At 61.2% G+C, this 19,751-nt stretch carries 15 protein-coding genes; 3 read left to right on the top strand and 12 right to left on the bottom strand.

All coding sequences use genetic code 11. The features are described 5' to 3' along the window. Window positions 1-170 precede the first annotated feature (170 nt). The 8 genes from ACT6QG_RS13290 to ACT6QG_RS13325 form a co-directional block, all read right to left on the bottom strand. The gene (locus ACT6QG_RS13290; RefSeq protein WP_444978046.1) at window positions 171-578 is read right to left on the bottom strand and encodes a DUF2442 domain-containing protein; all 408 of its coding nucleotides are present in this window, start codon (window positions 576-578) and stop codon (window positions 171-173) included. Next, entirely contained in the window at window positions 565-813 is a 249-nt protein-coding gene (locus tag ACT6QG_RS13295) for a DUF4160 domain-containing protein (RefSeq protein WP_444978047.1), read from the bottom strand. The genes ACT6QG_RS13290 and ACT6QG_RS13295 overlap by 14 nt, the downstream gene beginning before the upstream one ends. A 475-nt stretch (window positions 814-1,288) precedes the next feature. Further along, complete coding sequence (locus ACT6QG_RS13300) at window positions 1,289-1,588, bottom strand: CcdB family protein (RefSeq protein WP_444978048.1); 300 nt, start codon at window positions 1,586-1,588, stop codon at window positions 1,289-1,291. A gap of 769 nt (window positions 1,589-2,357) precedes the next feature. After that, window positions 2,358-2,642, bottom strand: coding sequence for a hypothetical protein (locus ACT6QG_RS13305; protein ID WP_444978049.1), 285 nt, complete (start codon window positions 2,640-2,642; stop codon window positions 2,358-2,360). 60 nt (window positions 2,643-2,702) lie between these two features. Next, window positions 2,703-3,659 carry a 4-hydroxy-tetrahydrodipicolinate synthase gene (dapA, locus tag ACT6QG_RS13310; RefSeq protein ID WP_444978050.1) on the bottom strand — a complete coding sequence of 319 codons (957 nt, stop codon included), beginning with the start codon at window positions 3,657-3,659 and terminating at the stop codon, window positions 2,703-2,705. A gap of 1,124 nt (window positions 3,660-4,783) precedes the next feature. Continuing rightward, window positions 4,784-5,767 (bottom strand): HlyD family secretion protein, encoded by a 984-nt coding sequence (locus tag ACT6QG_RS13315; RefSeq protein ID WP_444978051.1) that lies wholly within the window; start codon window positions 5,765-5,767, stop codon window positions 4,784-4,786. Next, complete coding sequence (locus ACT6QG_RS13320; protein WP_444978052.1) at window positions 5,764-8,088, bottom strand: ABC transporter permease; 2,325 nt, start codon at window positions 8,086-8,088, stop codon at window positions 5,764-5,766. Before ACT6QG_RS13320 ends, ACT6QG_RS13315 begins: the two co-directional genes overlap by 4 nt. After that, window positions 8,085-9,059: an HlyD family secretion protein gene (locus ACT6QG_RS13325; RefSeq protein WP_444978053.1), complete on the bottom strand. Its 975-nt coding sequence runs from the start codon at window positions 9,057-9,059 to the stop codon at window positions 8,085-8,087. Before ACT6QG_RS13325 ends, ACT6QG_RS13320 begins: the two co-directional genes overlap by 4 nt. Before the next feature lie 243 nt (window positions 9,060-9,302). Between ACT6QG_RS13325 and ACT6QG_RS13330 the strand changes: the two genes are divergently transcribed. Together ACT6QG_RS13330 and ACT6QG_RS13335 are read left to right on the top strand one after the other, a co-directional pair. Continuing rightward, window positions 9,303-9,602: a hypothetical protein gene (locus ACT6QG_RS13330; protein ID WP_444978054.1), complete on the top strand. Its 300-nt coding sequence runs from the start codon at window positions 9,303-9,305 to the stop codon at window positions 9,600-9,602. Between the two features lie 138 nt (window positions 9,603-9,740). Beyond that, window positions 9,741-11,612, top strand: a complete 1,872-nt coding sequence (locus tag ACT6QG_RS13335; RefSeq protein WP_444978055.1) for a nitrilase-related carbon-nitrogen hydrolase — start codon at window positions 9,741-9,743, stop codon at window positions 11,610-11,612. Between the two features lie 163 nt (window positions 11,613-11,775). Here ACT6QG_RS13335 and ACT6QG_RS13340 read toward each other — a convergent pair whose 3' ends face one another. The 4 genes from ACT6QG_RS13340 to ACT6QG_RS13355 form a co-directional block, all read right to left on the bottom strand. Beyond that, window positions 11,776-12,678 (bottom strand): hypothetical protein, encoded by a 903-nt coding sequence (locus tag ACT6QG_RS13340; protein ID WP_444978056.1) that lies wholly within the window; start codon window positions 12,676-12,678, stop codon window positions 11,776-11,778. A gap of 151 nt (window positions 12,679-12,829) precedes the next feature. Beyond that, entirely contained in the window at window positions 12,830-14,464 is a 1,635-nt protein-coding gene (locus ACT6QG_RS13345; protein ID WP_444978057.1) for an alkaline phosphatase family protein, read from the bottom strand. A 190-nt stretch (window positions 14,465-14,654) separates the two neighbouring features. Next, window positions 14,655-16,136, bottom strand: coding sequence for a DUF1254 domain-containing protein (locus ACT6QG_RS13350; RefSeq protein WP_444978058.1), 1,482 nt, complete (start codon window positions 16,134-16,136; stop codon window positions 14,655-14,657). 58 nt (window positions 16,137-16,194) lie between these two features. Next, complete coding sequence (locus ACT6QG_RS13355; protein WP_444978059.1) at window positions 16,195-17,721, bottom strand: DUF1254 domain-containing protein; 1,527 nt, start codon at window positions 17,719-17,721, stop codon at window positions 16,195-16,197. A 349-nt stretch (window positions 17,722-18,070) separates the two neighbouring features. Here ACT6QG_RS13355 and ACT6QG_RS13360 point away from each other — a divergent pair, with 349 nt between their 5' ends. Continuing rightward, complete coding sequence (locus ACT6QG_RS13360) at window positions 18,071-19,318, top strand: ArsB/NhaD family transporter (protein WP_444978060.1); 1,248 nt, start codon at window positions 18,071-18,073, stop codon at window positions 19,316-19,318. Window positions 19,319-19,751 lie beyond the last annotated feature (433 nt).

Here is a 19,751-nt window from a genome sequence, read left to right on the forward strand (position 1 = left end):
CCCTGTCCGAAATCGCTCGGTTCCGGACAGGGCACCGGGCGCGTAATGCGCCCGGTCCGTCCCCCGTTTCCCACAGGCTACGGCCTCGCTACAGCGCCTTTGAGGGGGCGCGCTTCGGCCTTCGCCTGCAAGCCCCGCCTGATCGGCGGCGTGGAAAACGGGGGCTGAAATCAAGCCTGCTTTCTGGGTCTGCCGCCCTTTCGTCCATTCTCGCGCGCAGCAGCGGCCTTGGCTGCGGTCGAGACCTTGCCGCCAGATGCACCGAGTTGAGCAGCCATCCAGCGTTTTGAACCAAACACTCCCTGCATGAGCGCTGGCACATAAACGTCAGCATCCAGCCGGGGCCAATGCAGCCCAAGGCCAGCAGGTGTAATCTCGATCTCAGCCAGATCATCGGGAGCGGCATTGGCCAAGCCTTCCAGCAGCGTCACTGGCACCATGACTATGACGCCATTGTTCAGGCCAACAACAAGGCGGCCCTGACGAGGGTCATATTCTGCGGTGACAGCGTATCCGCCCTGCCTGGCCTGTTCTCCACGGGCGACGGCGGCGGTAAAGTCCTGTTCAGAAATCGCCATGAATTTCGCTCCATACAGGGCAGAGGGTGGCAATGTGGTCCGCAAGGTCTTTCTGGATCCTCAACACATCCCGCTGTGAAAACCCATAGGCTTCCCGCAGTTCGGGTGGTCCGCCCGGGCAATTCAGTATGAAAACCGCCTCCCCATTTGCCCCGATGACATGCACATGGGCTGGGCGGTGATCATCTGGATAGATGACGACCCGCAGGCCGTCGATGCGCAGGATGGTTGGCATGGTGTGACTCTATCAAAAACCCAAGCGCTTGGAAATATGGGCCTCTGAAAAAACTCATGTCCCTTGTTCGACGCGCCGCAGGCCGTCGATTTTGCTGGGGCGTCCCTCGCCCCGACACCTTCAGGATTCCGCCAGCCGGAGGAACAGGCCAGGCCAGCCGAAGGCTGGGACCGGAGCCACGCGCAGCGCCAGCGAGCATGGCGAGGACCAACGCCTTGCCGGTTCCGAGGGCGGTGGTATTCGATTGCTTGTTTAGATGGTCGCAATGCCGGGCAGGCCAGCAACTTGCACCAGAGGCGGTTTCCTCAAACACGCGGGAGCAGCCTGTCGCCTGTAGGACATCAAACTACGCGGTACCGTCTGGTCCCTGGTTGAAACGCGGGCATACCCGATCCGTGCCATTTCTGAACATCCGTATGGGGCAGCTTCGAAGACAGTCGTTTGTGAGAGATGCAGTACGCCTGGCGTGCGCAGATCAGAAGCCCACAAGCGCAAGATCAATGGCGGCCATAATCTCGGTGTCATGCTGAGCCAGGTTCGTAATTGGGCTGCGCAAGTGGGTACGGGGGATCGCGGCCATGAATTGCGTGACCATGACATGGGGTTCAGCTTCGATCCTGAAGACCGGGTTGAGACGCTTTGCGGGCGAAGGTGCAGCGTTGACTGGCATCAGCGGGACAACAATCCGCGTATTCAATGCCTCCAGCACATCAGCCTGCACATCGAGTACATAGCCTACCCCACCGGGATTGGCATAAACATCAAAGCGCGGCATCAGAATTGCCGGTACTGGTCCAGAGGAAGGCCATGCTTGTCTGATCGGCTACCCTGTCCGTGGTACTCATTATATGTGGTTTTCGATGAGCCGCTATTTTGGAGCCCGCCTGCGTGCCAGCGCATGGCGGGTTCTTCATGTCTGGACAACATTGAACTGGCCTTCCGGTGTGGGTCACACCGTTCGGGAAAGCCTGAAACATCAAGGGGCATCTTTTTGCCCCACCATGTTTCAACCCATTGAGAATATTGGGTTTATACCCACCTCTCCTGGGCACCATCACCCTTCTAACGGGTTGATGTTGCTGAACTTCATGACATTGTAGGATTAACAGGCAGCGGCTCTGGTACACAGAGCCGGCTGTTGACCTTATCCCATACCCTGTTCGGGTGCTGCATCTCATCCCTGATTTTCCGCAAGGTCAGCTTCGCCAGGCAGAGCGCCATGCCAATAGGCAAGCAGTGCGAACCCGAAGCTCACACTGAGCGATGCCGGAGTGGAACTCTCATTCGCATACAGGATGCAGGCGCGCGATAAGGTCCGCACCTGCATGGCTGAAGACCACCTGCGTCGCTCTTCCAGAGCGCAAGGACAAGCCCGGCCACACTCCCCACACGCAGATTATATGCTTCTCTGCACATGGCAGAGGTTTACCGCATATCTGAAAGGTGAAGCGGGAGCGTCGAAGCTTTTCCAGAAGTGGAGGAATTATGCGGGCAATACTGTTCAGAAAATAGCTTCGGGATGAGGCATGCCTGCTACGAAGGCATCAAGCCGCCCGCAACTTGCGGCATAAAACAGGGAATGTGGGCGCGAAGAAAAGGTCCATGCTCAGCCTTTGGCTGTCGGGCAGGCACAAAACCTGATCGATATTTCCGCCGCTCTCAGCAAGCGCAAACTTCATGGCCGCAGTCTTGCTCCGGAAGATACCGCCGACCTGGGCGAGCGCATCACAAACCATCCAGCGGCCGCTATAATCACAGCCAACCGCAAAGCGGCGCATCCCGCTACTCGGGTCCGGCTCCTGTACGGATTCATTTTTTACTTTGCGCATGACATTCTCCATATGCAAAAATAATTGGTGAATTCTCGGCTTGCTGATGCGCTGAAGTGTCTAGACCCAGCCACCTGCCGCCCGATACAGGCCGGGAGCCGCATCAATGGTGTCGGGTGCCTGTTCCGCAAGATGTGTGAGGGCCTGCTGGATCGCGCCGGAAGTTTCCCGGGATACCGGAACCAGCGGCAAGCGCATGTCATTGGCCAGACCATACTGAAGCTTCATGGCATGTTTGATGGGTGCAGGACTGGGCTCAAGCTCCAGAGCACCCAGAAGGCGGCTCAACTGGAAGCGGATATAGCGCGCCCGCTGAATATCTCCGCGCATGAATGAGTCATGCATTTTTACGACAAGATGCGGAAATACATTCGATATAACCGATATGGCGCCATGACCACCTGAAAGATAAAAATCAAGAGTTGTCGGATCATGGCCGGACATCTGCATGAAGTCGTCTCCAAGAATATTGGCACTGCCAAAAACTCTGGACACATCTCCTGATGCATCCTTCAGTCCAATAATGTTCCGGATCCGGGAAAGGCGGTGCAATATGGGGAGCGAAAGATCTACCCCCGTCCGCTGCGGAACATTATAGACAATTATCGGTATGCCGACGCTCTCAGACAGAACCTCGAAATGTCGACAAATGCCCTCCTGGCTTGGCTTGTTGTAATAGGGCAGTACGACAAGGGCGGCATCTGCGCCAAGGCTTGAAACCTGCTCTGTTATGCAAATCGTTTCACGCGTATCATTTGTGCCTGTTCCGACAATCAGCGGCACCCGGCCTGAACACCGCCGGACAGCGACCTGGATGAGCCGCTCCCTTTCCTCACAGGTCAGGGTTGGAGCCTCACCAGTTGTGCCGCAGATAACGATCCCATGAATGCCAGACTGGATCTGCCATTCAATCAATTTTTCAAATGCATGATAATCTACATCTCCCGCCTTGAACGGCGTTATCATTGCAGTGAAGACACCACGCAATCGCGCTTTCAGATGAATCTGATCCATCATGATCGTGAGACCTGTCATAACTGGAACCATTGCCAATACTGGAATTTCAGGCGTGCGGGATATTGCAGCGCAAGTAAAACCGCACATAGTCAGCCGAAACTAATCAGTTCCGCCAAAGCTCATATGCAGAGCAGAGACGATGGCGAGAAACCAGAGCATCTCATCCCAATAGGTGAAGCTCGGCGCATGAATGGACTCGCCCCTGAACCAGGCAAACAACATGCAGAGCGCGGCATAGAAAAGCATCCATCCGTCGACACCAACTGCGCGCCCTACGGTTCCGATAGACCCAAGAACAAGGGTGACCACCACCTTGAAGGCAAAGCGCGTTACAGTCTCCAGATTGCTTTGGGCATATGAGGCTCTTCTATTCATGAATGAGACACGAGGATATGATTACAAGAATATCAATTCCGAGAATTGCTGCTGCAATTTTTGTTAAAATATCTCGTTTGGCGCGCCTCTTCTTCTGCCCCCTGAACGGGCCACCCAAAACGGGGCAACCAAGATGGAAACCACGCCGCACGCAACTGGCATGTGAATGACTCCAGGGCGCACTCATTTTTCCTTGATACGCGCCATGGATTCTGTCCACATCTTGAAATTCTGCCATCTGGATTGCACGTCCTCTTACCGAATGCCTGTGGGTCTACTGATAGCCAGCTTCCCCATAGGAATTCGAGACAGGCGAAATGCCCCGTGCATAAAAATCCATTAATACTGGATCTGCCTGGGGCCATTCACGCGGAAGGTGCCACATGCCGACACGTCCCGGTGGCGCGCGAAAGGAGGGGCAGAAATGCACTGCCGTAAACGTCCACTCCTGAAAAGAAGTCTAGGCGGCGGCGTGCAGGCACACCGGCCCGGCCCAAAGAGCCCGGCCACACCGCAGGCTTGTACGCCCGGATGCAGACCATGGCTCCGCGCACTTTTGGCCTGCACTTTGTACTGGGCTGCCTCATCTCGCCCGCAGGCCCGGCGCTCCTGTAGCCCATGGCACACACGCCGAAAAAGCCCCTCACGCGAATGCGCAGCCGGCCCAGCCTCCTGCCCGAAGTCCGGTCACCCAACCCGGAAGCGCGCCGCAACGCGCATCCGGGTCACACAGCATGGCGGTTGCCGCCCTATGGGGCCGCGGTTTTTGGCAGCCAGACGGACATGCCGGGTTCCAGCCTGTCCGATTTCACGGTGGGGTCGATGCGGAGCTTGAAGCTGTTGAGATCGTAATCTCCCACAGCACGGGCGGCGCGCCAGGTAGCGAACTCGCCGAGCGGAAGCAGTTCGCTGACGCGGGCGGGAATCTCCTGCCCGTCGGCGGCGGTCAAGGTGAGAGTGCTGCCGACACTCAGTGGGCCAAGCATGTCCTCGCGCAGGGTGAAGCCAAACCAGCGCCCGCCTTCAACCTCAAGCGTCATCACGGGCTTGCCCGGCACCAGAATCTCGCCGGGCTCGGCCACCATGACGCCGACCGTACCATCCGCCGGGCTGACCAGTTTCAGCTTGTCGAGCTCAGCCTCAAGCACGGCAAGGCTGGCGGCGGCGAGCGCCACCCTGGCCTCGGCCAGATCACGCTCCTCCGGGGTTGGCCCGGCGACGACCTCGGCATGCTCGGCACGCTTGAGGTCGAGATCGGCCTTGTCCTTCGCGAGGGAAGCGGTGTCCTCATCAAGCTGCTGGCGGCTGGCAAAACCCTTGCCCGCCAGTGCGGCGGAGCGGTCATATTGTGCCTGTGCCAGAGCCAGATTGGCCTCGGCTGTTGCCACCTCCTGGGCGGCGATCCCCACCTTTTCAGGTCGCACACCGGAGAACACCCGGTCCCGCTCGGCTTTTGCACTGGCAAGCGCGGAGCGTGCCTCGCCAACCGAGGCGGCAAGCTCCGGGTTGCTCAGTGTGGCGAGCAGATCCCCGGCCTTCACCCGCTGCCCGGAAGTGACATTGAGCGCGGCCAGACGGCCGCCCGTTTCCGGCGCAATGCGGATATCGGTCTGGCGCACCATGCCAAGCGCCGGCGGCGGAGGAGGGCCAGCATAGCGGGCAGCGAGAAGCGCCCCGCCGCTGGCCACCACGGCAAGCGCAACCACGAGGACAAGTCGGCGCGTTCCGCTCATCGGCCCCTCCCGGCGGTGGAAATGCGGGTCGCAATGACAGCAAGGGCCGCATAGATGACGGCAAGCACCCAGAGCCGGCGCCAGTCATGCATCACATCGGCAAGCGAGGCGCCCATCTGGTTGAGCCGCACCAGCCCGTCAATGCCCGATGTGCTCGGCAGCGCGAAGCTTGCCCGCCGCAGCAGATCGGGTATCGCCTCGGGCGGCCAGGCGACCCCGACCAGAAAGAACAACGGCAGGCTGAAGGCGATGATCAGCAACAGCGCGGTCTCGCGCCGGGGAAACCAGGCGCCGACGAACTGGCCAAGAAAGCTGACCGACAGGATGAACGGCACCGCCAGCGCCAGCATGTCGAGCAGCCGGCCCTCGGCCGAAAATCCGTAGAGCCGTGGCAGCACGATCAGATAAAGCGCAAATCCCGGCAAGGCGAGCATCAGATGGGCAAGCGCCTGCCCGATCACCGCCGCAAGGCCGCCGCGCTGGCGACGGGCCACGACCCCGCCCCGCTCAAAGGCAACCCCGCCGACGGTCGCGGCCCCCAGCAGCAGCGTTTGCTGCAGGATGAGCACAAAGGCTGCCGGCACCACATAGCTGCCATAGCCGCCAGTGGGGTTGAACAGCGGCTGGCTCAATATCTCGACCGGCGAGCTTGAGGCGAGGGAGGCCCGGTACAGGCTGCCATCCGTACGGGCGCCCCGCGAGAGCAGATCCGCGCTCACCGTACCGGCCGCCTCCAATATGCCCTGCAGGGTGCGGTTGTAGAGCAGGAAATAGGCGGAATCGACAAAGGCCGGCAGCCGCGCGTCATTGCCCTTCAGAATGTCCCGCTCGGTGCCTGCGGGGATGTTCACGATGCCGAACACCTCCCGGCGCGCCATTGCCTCCTGTGCCTCGGCAAGCGTCATCGGCCGGAGCGATACCTCCAGCGCCTCATGGGCGTTCAGCCTCTCGATCAGGGTGCGGCTGATCTCGCCGCCATCATTATCCACGACCGCGATGGGAATATCGCGGATCAGTTGCCCGACATAGGGCTGCGGATAGAGCAGGCCATAGATGATCGGCCCCAGCACGATAAGGCCAAACACGCCCCGATCGCGCAGCACACGGCCATATTCGGCGGTGAAGGCGGAAACGACGCCCTTGCGGCCTTCCCCGGTTTCCGCCGGCAGGTCCTCCGGTGCGGGATCAGGCATCCGCGCAATGGCCCGCAGCCGCAGCCAGCTCAGGCCGAAATAGAACAGCGCAAGGCTCGCCAGCGCGATGAAGGCCCATGCCGAGGCGGCCACAGGCACGCCACGCGCGGCCTGATCGAACAGCACCTGAATATACCAGCGCAAGGGCAGCACACTGCCCCAGCCCTGCGAAAAGGAGTTCATGGCCAGCACCGGAAAGCCCACGCCGGCAAATCCGAAGGCCGGCGAGCACACAATGCTCGTGAGCGACAATCCTGCCGCAAGATTGCGTGTCAGCAGCTGGAACAGCGCACCCAGCGAAAGATAGGCCATGATGAGCAGCAGGCTGGATGCCCCCACAATCAGCGGATTCCCCCTGAACGGCACGCCATAGAACACATTGATGATGTACAGCCCGATCACGGCCATGACGGTGTAGATGGCGAAATAGGGCGCAAGCTTGCCGACAAGCGCCAGCACCGGGCTGCCATCGGCCGCGGCCAGCCACTCCTCCTTGCTGCGGGAGGCGAATTCCGAGCCGACGGCATAGCCGCCGGCAAGCGCCACAATCATGTGCAGCACCGTGGGCAGAATGGCGCGCAGCAGGAACTGGGCATAGTTGAGGGCCGGATTGGTGAGCACATATTGCTCAACCACCATCGCGCCCGGCGTTGCGCTGGCCTTCGATGCCGGCGGGGTCGCAAGCTCCTTTGCGACAGAGGAGACGGCGGACTGAAGGGCGCTTGCGGCGATATTTCCCGGGGTGAAATACTGTTTGTTGTAGAAGATCACCACCTGCGGCCGGCGGCCCGCCATCACGTCCCGCTCAAGATCGCGCGGCAGATAGACGGCGGCAATGGCGCTCCCGGAGCGCACGGCATGCATGGCGCCGCTCAGATCGGTGGAGCGCTCCGTCACCTCCACCCCCGGTGCGGCCTCGATGGCCTGCACGAACATTGTCGAGGTCGGCGTGCGGTCCATGTCGACCACATCGACCTTCAGATTGCGCACCACGGCATCACTGAAGGTGGCGGTCAGCAGCGTGAAGGCGAGCAGCGGCACCACCATGGTCAGGATCACCGCGACCTTGTCGCGCCAGATCCATGCGACCTCGCGGGCGGCGACCGCGACAAGGCCGGGCGGCATCATCGATGCGCCCCGGTCCAGTCGGCATAGGCGCTCATGCCGGGCCGAAGCCCGGGCAGCGGCTCGACCGGATAGGCGCGCACCTCAAAGGTGCGCAGGTCGAAATCGCCGGTTGCCCGTGTCGCCCGCCAGCCGGCATATTCGCCGCGCGTGGCGATGGTGCGCACCGCAACGGTGACGGGCCGATTGCCAAGCGCTGGAATGCGCACCTCGAAGCGATCACCGACCTTGAGATTCCTGACGAGATCCTCGCGCAGGTCGAAGCGCAGCCAGATGTCGCTGAGATCGACCAGCGACATCAGCGGCACGCCGGGGGAGATATATTCGCCCGGCTCGACGCCGATCTGGTAGACCTGCGCGGCCTCCGGGGCCTCCACGGTGAGCTCGTTGACCTGCGCCTGCAATGTCTCGATGGCCGACTCCGCCTTGGCCACGCTCGCCTCGGCAACACCGCGCTCCTCGGGCGTATAGCCGGCCACGGCCTCCTCATAGGACAGTCTGGCCTGCTCCAGATTGCGCTTGGCAACATCGAGGGAGGCGGTGGCCTCGTCCAGTCTCTGGACGGAGGCGAAATCGCGCTGGGTCAGTTTCTTGGTGCGCTGATAGGTCTGTTCCGCCAGCGTGGCATTGGCAGCGGCGGCATCGATCGCCGCCTTGCGGGCGGCCACCACCTCGGCTCTTGTGCCGGCCTCGATCCGGGCGAGATCCGCCACCGCGACAGCCTTCGCCGCCTCGGCCTCGGCGAGCCTGGCAACCAGTTGCGGATTGCTGATGGTGACCAGAACCTGGCCGGGCGCAACCATGTCCCCGCGCTCGACCGGCCGCGTAGCGATACGCCCGTCGACCCGTGCCGCGACGTCAATCCGCGTCGCATCCGCTTCGCCCTGCACGATAAGAGGCTGTGGCTGGATCAGGAACCATAGTGACAGCCCAACGATCACGACGACGCTCAGGGCGACGATAATGCCCGCCATACGCGCACTGGCGTGTGTTCGGGCGGGTGGATCCAAGGATGCTGGGCTGGCAGGAGGAAGTGGGTCATCAGTCATTACGCGCCGTCCCCGGACGATTTCATATGCGCGGCTGGCACGCCCCGTTATGGCGCATATTACGGAGAACCGCACCCATAAAAAGCTTGCGGAATCTCTTCAGAAATCTCCTGGGGAAAAGCCGGGGCACCCGCTGATGGCGCAAGAGAGCGCCCATCCGGAAGCAACATGATGTGTGATCCGGGGGCACGCCATGCGGGGCTTCACATCGCCACACCTCTTCCACGCTCCTGCCCCGCCCCGGAGCTTCCCATCCTGACCACAGGCACCGTGCCCGACCCGCGTGCGGGCCTGCCGCCGCACCTGCTGGAAAGCGGGAAAGCCGCGCGCGTCCATGCCGATGACCGCAAGTTTCAAGCGCAGCCAATGATCACGAAAACGGCCCGAATGCCGGCCCGGAAGGCCAAGGGCATGATAATTCTGGTTTTCCTGCCCGAACAGGGGACAAGCAGTCATGCTTTAGCCTAAAGTGTGAGCAGGAAGGCTCCGGCCGGGCCGCCATCGAAAGCCCCCCTTCAGTGGTGCCCCGCATCCCCTGAAAGAGGCATGTATCGAGCAGGCGCATCGCCCATCCGCACCTTTCCAGATTGGCTCTTAGGAGAAGACATGTTCAAGGTGTTGAGGGGTACGGCTTTGGCCGCAGCATTGGCCATGGCCACCACACAGCCACTGGCCGCCCAGTCCCAGCCGGTCATGGGCCAGCATCCGGTCAAGGTTGCCGCCGTTGATTTCGTTCCCGCCTGGGGGGATCTCGATGGCAATGTGCGCAGGCTCGTGGAGGCCGCCGAAGAGGTGAGCCGGCAGGGCATCCAGTATGCGGTGTTTCCCGAAACCGCCGTGAGCGGATATCTGTTCAGCGGGCCGGAGCAGATCGCCCCGTTTCTCGATACGATCCCCGGAAAGACGACAGACGCCCTGCTGCCCCTTCTCAAGAAAACGGGCATGTATATGAGCGTTGGCATCGCCGAACGTGATACACAAACGGGCCTGGCCTATAACACTGCCGTGCTCCTCGGCCCGCAGGGCATTATCGGCAAGTACCGCAAGACCGGACTGAACCCGCAGGACCAGAAGGTCTTCGCCCCCGGCACGACGGGTGTTGAGGTCTTCACCACGCCCATCGGCCGGATCGCGCTTCTGATCTGCTATGACGACACCTATTGGCAATATGCCCGGCTGGCGGCCTTGCGGGGCGCCCAGATCATCGGCTGGCACTCCGTCTCGGACCGGGTGATGCCGGGCACACCGGCTGCCGAAGCCACCGGAAACCATTCCACCGTTTCCAACGTCCAGTATATGAGCGCGCAGAATGGCGTCTGGGTGGTGGGCGCAACGCGCAGCGGTGTCGAGACGAACCCCGTCACGGGCGGCAAGCTCTATTATAATGGCGGCTCCAGCATCTGGTCGCCGCAGGGCGAGAAGCTCGTGCAGGCACCCGTGGTTCCCCCCGAAGTGCTGCCTCCGGGCCTGAACGGTGTCTTCGCCTCCACGATTGAGCCGGCCAAGGCCGATCAGGCGCGCACTGACAGGCTGAAACTGCGGCATCCGGACATCTACAGCCCGCTTCTGGCGCTCCACCGCACCCCGGTGGATGGCAACGCCACCAGAAACCCGCGCCCCGCCTCGCTGGTGGCGGCGCAGTGGCCGGCCGGCCCCTCCCTGCTCTCCCAGGTGAAGGTGGGCGAGAATGAGCTGACGGTTCTGCCGCAATTGTCCGCCCTTCCCTCCGGTCTTTCGGCCGACGAGATCAAAAGCCAGGCGGAGGCCCGGGGCGGACCGTTCGAAACGGCACTCGCCAATGCGGCGAAGGCAGGAAAGGGCTATCTCGTCGGCAGCTATCCTGAGCGCGACGGAACGGCCATCTATCATACGGTGGTTCTGGCTGGTCCGCAGGGGGAGATCCTTGCGCGCTATCGCGTCACCCATCCTGAAGCGGCGGGCGACAGCTGGGCGACAGGCGGGGACCAGCCGGTGGTGGCGCAGACGCCGCTCGGCCGTATCGGGCTTGCCCTTGCCGGCGAACTTGCCGTGCCGGAGGTGGGGGGCCTTTATGGCGCCCTGCGCACCGATATTCTCGCCGCACCGGCGGGCATGCCGCAGTCTCTCAAGGTCGAGATCGACCCTGCCCTGTTCGCCATCCCCAATCCGCCGACCGGACGCGCGGATTTCTACCCCTACGCAGCGGCGAAGCAGAACCAGTTCTGGCTGGTGAGCGGCGGACGCAGAAGTGGCGACAGCACCGCGGCTGGTATCTATGGCCCCGAACCGGTCGTTTCCACCCCGACCCTGACCGCACCGGCCGATGCGGCGAACGTGTCTTACAAGACTGTTGTTCCGGCAGCCGGCACCTGGATCAATCAGGACCAGCTTATCGCAGGCCAGCAGGCCCAGTGGTTCATTCCACTGGTGCTTCAGCAGGACAATCAGTGTCTGCTTGAATGGCACAAGTCTGGTACCGGCCCGCTGCCCTGCACCTGACACGCCGCCCTGCCCGGCATCCGCCGGCGCTTGCACATGATGCCACCTCCGGGGCGCGCCCCTGCCCCGGAGGTGACAACCCATCCCCTCTCCCGGCCGCAGCCAAAGATCCGGAAAACCCGCCCCGGACTGTGATCAGGGATCTCATGGCATTGGCTGAGCTTCAGAACTTCCAGCCCATTGCCAGTGTCGGCCCATGCATGGTCGCCTTGTAACGGAAGGTCCCCGGGCCGGAGACGGCAGAGTGTTCATAATCCTCGTACAGGTAACGATAGCCGAGCGAGGTCGAGAAACTCTCGGTCCACATATATCCGATGCCCAGATAACCGGTGCTCGACAGCTTCGAGCCCACGCCGAAGCCGCCTATATCCGCCATGGCATCAATGAACCACGACCGGTCTATTTTCCACTGCGCAACGAAACCCACGACAGGGTCTACCCACCATTGCCTCTGGCTGGTGGAGAATGCCGAAAAAGGCATATATGTGTTGAGGGATACGGCGCCCCTGATGCTCATATAGCGGACACCGGCCATCACCGCGAAGTCCAGCTCCTCCCAGCCCGTTGGCAGGATGCGGCCGACGGCGCTGGTGGCAATGGTCGCCTTCATGCCGACACCAAGATTTCCGCCCCCAAGAGCGCTCAGTGTCCTGTTCCGCGAAAGATTTGCATAGACAAGATCTGCCAGAAACAGCCACTCGCCATCATTGGCGAAAAAGGAGCCCATGAGGGCGCCATCCATATTCTTCAGCAGGTCAGCAAACCGGACATCGGCCGGGATCGTCGGCAAGGTGCGCATGCCGATATCACCTTTCAGCGACACGGCCCAGCCATAGACCGAGAGATGATAATTCCAGCCGGAGCCCGGTTCCGGGCTGCCCCCGCCCCCGCCGCCACTACCGCCAGCGGAAGGTGCCGGGGAGGCGGAAGAGGCGGAAGCTACGGGCTCAGGCCCCGCATGCGCCACGGATGTGCCATACTCGGCAATGGCCATGGCGATCACAGCGGAAAACATGATGTGCCGGGCGCGCGACCTGAACTGCTGGACAGGCAACTGAATCTGCATCGCTTCCCTTGTTTTCGCTGCTGTTCACGGACACAAGCCACAGCCTTTCCGGCACGTCCGCGGGCTTGTGAGAAGATCTCACCGCCCTGCCGGCGGGCGGGATGAAGAAGATCCCGCCCGCCCCATGAAAACCCGCCACGCCAGACAATGCTCAGGGCTTTTGCGGCGAGGGTCTTTTCCCGTTACCGGAGAGGTTTGGAACATGCTTGGATGTGACATCCGGATTGAGCAGCGGGAAGTCACACCACGCCAGAAGCTTCAGACTCTCATAGACATCCTCACCCGTCGGCACCGCCTCGGGGTCGTCTTTCAGGCGTTGCGGCAGCGGCAGGCCGAGCGCCCGGGCGCGGTCGATATAAGCCATGCCCACACCCTTGCCGAGATTGCTCAGGGCCTTGGCGGTGAAGGATGTGTCATAGTGATAGGCCGGCTCGGGACGGGCCTTGATATTCGCCCATGTGGAGGGATCACGCGGCGTATCCAGCGTGAACAGGTCTTCAAAGGTGCGCGCATGGGCGTCCCTGCGGGTGAAGGCCTCACCAAGATCCCAGACCTTGCGCAGGGTCGCGATCAGGGATGTATGGCGATATTCCTCATTGAACACGGAACCCTGCGCAACCCAGGGCGAGACCAGAATGGCCGGAACCCGATAGCCCGACAGGTCAAACCTGAAGCCCATCTCGCCCGCCGGCCCCTCGGGATCGGGCGGCAGGACAGGGCCCGGCGGCACATGGTCATAGGTACCGCCCGGCTCATCCCAGCCGATCAGCAGTGCGGTGTTCCAGACATTCGTGCCTGTCGGTGAGGTGCTGTTGCGGTAGGCGTTGAAGATCCGTTCCAGAAAGGCCTCGCCAGCCAGAAGGGCCGAGGGCGGGTCCAGCTCCGTCGCATCGATATGGGCCCCAAGGCCGCGCCCGAATGCAGGATGGTAGTCACCATGCCCGGCGATCATGTTCGGCTCGATCAGCGCGAAATTGGGCAGTGTCCCGGCCGCCGCATCGCGCTCGAACTCGGCGAATGGCACCACATGCGTCGCCAGCTTTTCCCTCAGGCGCGAATGGTGGATGATGCCGTGAAAGGACACCCGCATCGGTTCGGCGACATAGATCTTCCATGTCTTGCCGTGCTGTTCGAGGCGTTCAAATATCGTCTCGGCAGGGTTCTGGGTAAACCACTTCCCATAGGGCGCGTTGACGACCAGACCGGAAGATGTCGCGGCTGTCCAGAATGACCGGTTCATGAATGTCTGTGAGGGGACTTCGGAGAACCAGTGGTCAAAAACACCGAAATCACGCGCAATACCATTGAGGACAGGCAGCTGTTCCGGCGTATAGCCGGTCATGATCTGCGCATATTCCTCATAGGTCGGCTGGCGGCCCATCTCGAATGTGAAAAAGCTGATATAGTCCGTGACAAACCCGGACATGGTTGGAACCGCACCCGGCGCAGGGGTGTTCCAGGGCTCGCAGATTCCCTCGGGCCCCTTGAACCGGTTCGCCGGGTCCAGCACATTGAACAGTTGCGTATTGGTATGATAGTATTCTTCGCCCGAGTCCGGATTGGGTGCATCCATATCGGTCGCAACCGTATAGGGCACTATCTTGCGCTCCGCGCCATGCTCTGCCCATTCCGGGATGGGATTACTGAGATTCTTCCCGATAACCCCTTCGAACTCTTTCCCGTCCTCCGGGCCGTAAAGATGGCCGAGCATGTTGTCCAGTGAGCGGTTCTCGAACAACACCACGACAATGTTGTCAATCGCATGGGATTTATCATGTGGTTTCAACGCTATACCCTTCCCATCAAGACCCTTGCGGATTGCGCACCCACAATTTGAATGGAACCCTCGTGTTCACTGACAACTATACTGAGCCAGAAACTTTATCTGGCAACAGATATAAAGTACTCACGGGTGCAGAACTTCGGCAATGCGCCGGCTCGGCCACACAGATGGTGCTGGACGGGCCGGGCCTGCCTCAGCCTCCGGCCCGGATGGCGGGCGGCTGCCAGGACCCGTCGAGGATCGGCTCCTCGCCCCAGTAAGCGCGGATATACAGCGAGAAATCACCTTCCGGCGCGGGCAGCCAGTTGGCCTCCGGCTTGCCCTTGGGCGGCTCCCGGCTGACATGGATGGTGAGTGAGCCATCACTGTTCTTCACCAGATCCGCATTCTTCGTGCCGAGGGAGTAGCGGTTCAGCCTGTTCGGCGTGAACAGGTGATACTGATTGTAAATCGTGAGTGACCAGAAGCCTTTCACCGGGGGAATCTGCCCTGCGGGGAAGGTGACCTCATAGCTTTTGGCCGAATTGAGCTGCACACCGTCGCCATCGAAATCAGTATAGAAATATTCGGTCTCGTTGGGGCGGTTCTCAAGCATGTTGGAACGCGCGGTGCCGGTGCGATCATAATAATCGACACCCCATTGGGCATTATGCAGCGAACGGTACCAGTTGTTGCCCGCCGGCCTGCCATTGCGGTCCCAGCGGAAGAAATCGGCAATCACGTCCTGCTCGCTGGCCACCGCTTCGGCATCGATGACCTTGCGGATGTCCGGGTTCTTCTCCGCAAGATCGATCAGCCAGCGGAACTGGGCATAGAGCGCCTCCTCGCCGGGCAGGGGCGGCACACGATCCATCGCCTTGCCAAGCTGGCTGAAGAACTTTTCCGGCACCACCCAGCGGGTTTCACCGGCACTGTCCGTATCAGGATTGTCGATATGGGGCAGCTTGCTCCAGACAACCGTCTTCATGCTGCCATCGAACTGGCTGAGCGGATAGACGACGATCTGGTTGATGAGCGGCTGGATTGCAACGCGGTCGGCAGCGGTGTCATCCATGAAAACGCGCGGCACAAGATTGCCAAGGGCGGTGGAGGATTGGGCGACGCCAGTGATGCCTTTCGGCACCTCACCCTTCCAGTTGGGCCCCACCAGCAGATAGAAGCCGGGCTTCGTGCCATAGGGAGAGCCGAACTTTCCAAACTGGTCCGTGCGCTGGTCATAGGCGGCATAGACCCAGAAGCGCTTGCCGAAATCGGGCACCTGCACGACCATCGGCTCCTTGTCCAGATCGAAATAGCCGAGGCCGTAAACCACATCCTGGTTCGGGCAGGCAATGAAGCGCTCATCCGGATCGACATAATCATGCAGCATGGCGATCTGGCCCGCCGGGGCGACGGGCACCATGCCGCCAAGCAGGGCCGGCACGGGTGCCTGGGTGATGCTGTCGAAGCGGTTCTGCATGTTCACCAGCGGCCAGCCCCAGATATAGGCCATGCGCGCAATGGCCCGAACATAGGAGGCCTGTGGCGTGACCTCGGCCGAGGGGACATTCAGATCGGCAAACGTCCTTTGCGGCTGCATCTGCGCCATGGCAGGCGCGCTCAGCGGAGAGATAGCCGGCGCAAGGGCGACAAGGCCGCTGCCAAGAAGCAGGGCGAAAAGGGAAGGTTTCAGCATGGGAGCACCTTATGTGTGCGCAATCCGCCCGGCACGACACAACCGGGATGGAGCATCATCAGTCGATTTTCTCGAAATCCCCGGGCTTCCAGCTCAGATTGATGGCTGGTTCCTCAGGCCCGTAAAGACGCAGAATGGCAAAGAAGCCGCGCCCCGGCGCCGTGGGCAGCCAGTTCGCCTCACGCCCCTTCAACGCCTTCGGGCCGATCCACAGATCGGTCGTGCCATCGGCATTCTGCACCGGCCTGTTGTGGGAGCCGAGCGAGGGAAACTTTCGCTCACGGGTGGCAAGACCCGAGCCATTGGCGGCCTCATAAAGGGTCAGAGACCAGAACAGACGGGCCGGAATATCCTTGGGCAGAGTGAGTTTATAGGTTGCATCACCCGAGAGCGGCGTGCCGCTGGCATCATTGAACGCAATCTGGAAAGCCGCACCCTGGCCGGGCACCTGGCTGACCATGCCCGGGCTGATCGAGTAGTAGTTTGTGAAATACCAGACCCGCGGCTCCACCGCCGTAAACCCATGGGCAATGTCACGGAAGGACAGGTTCAGCGGTTTTGTCTTTTCAAAATAGAGCTTGTTGTTGATCGGGTTCACCCATTGCCGGTCTGGCCAGATGAGGTAGGACACATCACCCACACCGTTTGCCAGCCCGATCACACGGCTGGTCTTGTAGCCGACTGTCGCGGCCGCATCGAGCTTGGCCCGCGTTCCGCTGTCCGGCGCAAAGGGCACGCCGGCCACCAGCCCGATGCTCGCCAGAATGCCAAGGCCATCGGGGCCGGCAAGATCCTCCCCCTCCTTGTCGACCAGCCATTTCAGCTGGTCAAACGCCTCCGCCGTGGAGCGCGGCAGCATGTTCACGGGCACGCCTGAAGCATCCGGAAAGACCATAGCCTTGCGCGCGGTCTCGGGCAGGTTCAGCGGATAGATCCTTGTCTGCTCCAGATGGGCGACAGCGGGCGCGAGATTGTCCGGATTCTCGAAGAACCCCCGCAGGAAGACGAACAGGTTGCGGGTGCCCGAGCGGTAGACATAATAGCCTTCGGGCACATCGCCCTTGTATCCCGGCGGCAGGATGAGAAACTTGCCGCCCTTGCCCTGATCCGGCCCCGCAAAACCGACATCACCGAAATAGACACCGCCATCCACCGGGATTGGCCGCTGCCAGAAATCGAGCAGTATGCCCTGCAGCCTTGGGGGCGCCTCCATGACGATCGGGCCGGTCTCGGTCATGTCGATATAGCTCATGGCATAGAGCACATCCGAGTTGGGCGTCGTAATCAGCGTCCTGGTGTCCAGCCTCTGCTTCCAGATCGGCAGAACATTGTAGCCAGAGCCGAATTTCTCCTCCGAGCCATACATCATGCCGAGCGTGTTGATCAGCGGCATGGCCCACAGATAGGCCTGCACCGCCTGCTGGAAGGCGAGATCCTGATGCAGGATACTGGCGGTCTGCGGCGTCGGGCGGTTTTCAGTGAAGGGAAGATCGGCGAGCGCCTTGAAACGGGCTTCCTGCGCAAGGGCCGGCGCCGCCAGCCCCATTCCCAGCGCAGCAGCGCATGTCACCATGATCCTGAGCATCACAAACCCTTCCTTGAGACCATGGCAGCCGAGCGGGGCATCTGCTCCAACAGGCCACCTTTACTTCCGGACATCTGATCTTTCTGAACATCAGACTGCCGGCCCGAAGACAATCGCGACTACACCCCCCATCGCGCATCGGTGCTCACCCTCGGGCCGACAGCTCAGGCAGACTATGCCGGAACGCGGCGGCGCGCCTATGCACTTTCTGCCAAAATATTACGCACATTTGCAGATCCGTTGACTATTCAGCATGATAATATCACCATCACCTTGTTGGAATGTCGGCATATTCATGATATTTCAAGCATACATACTTATAAAACAATAGTTTATCCGCGGATATGCAATGGAAGTCACGATAGTTGTTTTTGTCCTGGTCTATGTCGCCATGGGCATCGGCCATCTGCCGAGTCTGCGCCTGAGCCGCTCCGGCGCCGCTGTCGTTGGGGCGTTGGCCATGATGGTCACCGGCGCCATCGGGCAGGAGGCGGCGTGGAATGCCATAGATTACCGCGCCATTGGCATGCTGTTCGGGCTTATGGTTGTGTCGGGGGCGTTTGTGGTGTCCGGCTTTTATGCCTTCACAGCCCAGCGCCTCGCTTCGCTCGATGTCACGCCTCCCGTGCTGCTCGCTGTCATCGTGGTGGCGGGCGGGCTGCTGTCTGCCGTCTTGACCAATGATGTGGTGGTGGTGGCAATGACCCCGCTTCTGGTGGCCGTGACACTGGCGCGAGGGCTCAATCCGGTGCCGTTTCTGCTGGCCTTCTGCTTCGCCACGAATACCGGTTCTGCGGGCACGGTCATTGGCAGCCCGCAGAACATGATCGTGGCCCAGATCCTTGACCTCTCCTTCATGGATCTCCTGAAAGTCACGGCGGTGCCGGCGCTGCTCTCCCTGCCTCTGGTCTGGGGAATCCTCGCCTTCTGCTATCGCGGCCGGTGGACCCTGAACACACAGGCCGCATCCGCCCTGCAGGCCAGGGCGGGAAATGAGCAGAGCGTTTCCCTCGACCGGCTGGGAACCGCAAAGGCCGCCATTGTCATGCTGGCGGTTGTGGTGGCCTTCATCTTCAGTTCATGGCCTCGCGAACTCATTGCCCTTGCCGGCGCCGGAGCTCTGCTTCTGAGCCACCGCGTCACCTCCGATACGCTGATGAAGCAGGTGGATGGCGGCCTTCTCCTTCTCATCATGGGCCTGTTCGTGGTCAATGGCGCCATGATCGCGACAGGCCTGCCTGCCGATATTCTGACCCATGCGCGCAGCTACGGGATTAATCTTGATTCCCCGCTCACACTGTTCTGGGTCAGCGCGGTCATCAGCGACCTGGTGACGAACAATCCGGCTGTCATACTGCTTTCCCCCTTCGTCCAGTCCGGTACGCAGGTGGATGTGCTGGGGGCCGCGCTTGTGCTTGGCACCAACTTCTCCAGCAACCTGATCATCTTTGGAAGTCTTGCCGGGATCATCGTGGTGGAGCAGGCGGCGGCGAAAGGCGTCACCATCACATTCGGCGAATTTGCGCGGGCGGGCCTGCCGGTCACGATCGCCTGCATGCTGCTGGCCGCCGGCTGGCTGATGCTTCTTGGCATCTGACCCGGAACCGGGCCGCTCAACAGATCACGCCCGCCCGGCCCTCCCGAGGCACCATGTCCAAATTGCCAGAAAACCGGATCACAAGGCCGGGCCCAGGCAGCGGGGTCTTGACCTGCGGCCGGCCGGACAGGCTGCAGACGCACCTGTCATGATACCCCTCTGGAATGAGCGACAGTATAAATCGGTATTAGACGGTATGATCTGGCCGGCCTATTCATTGTTTCTGTTTCGATGAAACGCCAAAAATAAAAATCGAGGCGCGGGGATGGATGATAATGCGATCAAGGCATCTGGAACTGGGCTCTTCATGTCACCGGAAAGCGTGACCTGAACGGACTGCGGCCGATGGCTACGGCAAGGCCCCTCCGCCCCTCATGGATCATCTGCCGCGCAACAGCCCGGCAATGAGAGCCATGGCGCACATATAAAGATG

This window comes from Haloleucobacter ellipsoideus (assembly GCF_052491725.1).

Bases quoted from the DNA above. Each gene is read 5' to 3' on its own strand.
- ACT6QG_RS13290 (WP_444978046.1), bottom strand. From the start codon at position 578: ATGGCGATTTCTGAACAGGACTTTACCGCCGCCGTCGCCCGTGGAGAA.
- ACT6QG_RS13295 (WP_444978047.1), bottom strand. From the start codon at position 813: ATGCCAACCATCCTGCGCATCGACGGCCTGCGGGTCGTCATCTATCCA.
- ACT6QG_RS13300 (WP_444978048.1), bottom strand. From the start codon at position 1,588: ATGCCGCGCTTTGATGTTTATGCCAATCCCGGTGGGGTAGGCTATGTA.
- ACT6QG_RS13305 (WP_444978049.1), bottom strand. From the start codon at position 2,642: ATGCGCAAAGTAAAAAATGAATCCGTACAGGAGCCGGACCCGAGTAGC.
- dapA (WP_444978050.1), bottom strand. From the start codon at position 3,659: ATGATGGATCAGATTCATCTGAAAGCGCGATTGCGTGGTGTCTTCACT.
- ACT6QG_RS13315 (WP_444978051.1), bottom strand. From the start codon at position 5,767: ATGAGCGGAACGCGCCGACTTGTCCTCGTGGTTGCGCTTGCCGTGGTG.
- ACT6QG_RS13320 (WP_444978052.1), bottom strand. From the start codon at position 8,088: ATGATGCCGCCCGGCCTTGTCGCGGTCGCCGCCCGCGAGGTCGCATGG.
- ACT6QG_RS13325 (WP_444978053.1), bottom strand. From the start codon at position 9,059: ATGGCGGGCATTATCGTCGCCCTGAGCGTCGTCGTGATCGTTGGGCTG.
- ACT6QG_RS13330 (WP_444978054.1), top strand. From the start codon at position 9,303: ATGATGTGTGATCCGGGGGCACGCCATGCGGGGCTTCACATCGCCACA.
- ACT6QG_RS13335 (WP_444978055.1), top strand. From the start codon at position 9,741: ATGTTCAAGGTGTTGAGGGGTACGGCTTTGGCCGCAGCATTGGCCATG.
- ACT6QG_RS13340 (WP_444978056.1), bottom strand. From the start codon at position 12,678: ATGCAGATTCAGTTGCCTGTCCAGCAGTTCAGGTCGCGCGCCCGGCAC.
- ACT6QG_RS13350 (WP_444978058.1), bottom strand. From the start codon at position 16,136: ATGCTGAAACCTTCCCTTTTCGCCCTGCTTCTTGGCAGCGGCCTTGTC.
- ACT6QG_RS13355 (WP_444978059.1), bottom strand. From the start codon at position 17,721: ATGCTCAGGATCATGGTGACATGCGCTGCTGCGCTGGGAATGGGGCTG.
- ACT6QG_RS13360 (WP_444978060.1), top strand. From the start codon at position 18,071: ATGGAAGTCACGATAGTTGTTTTTGTCCTGGTCTATGTCGCCATGGGC.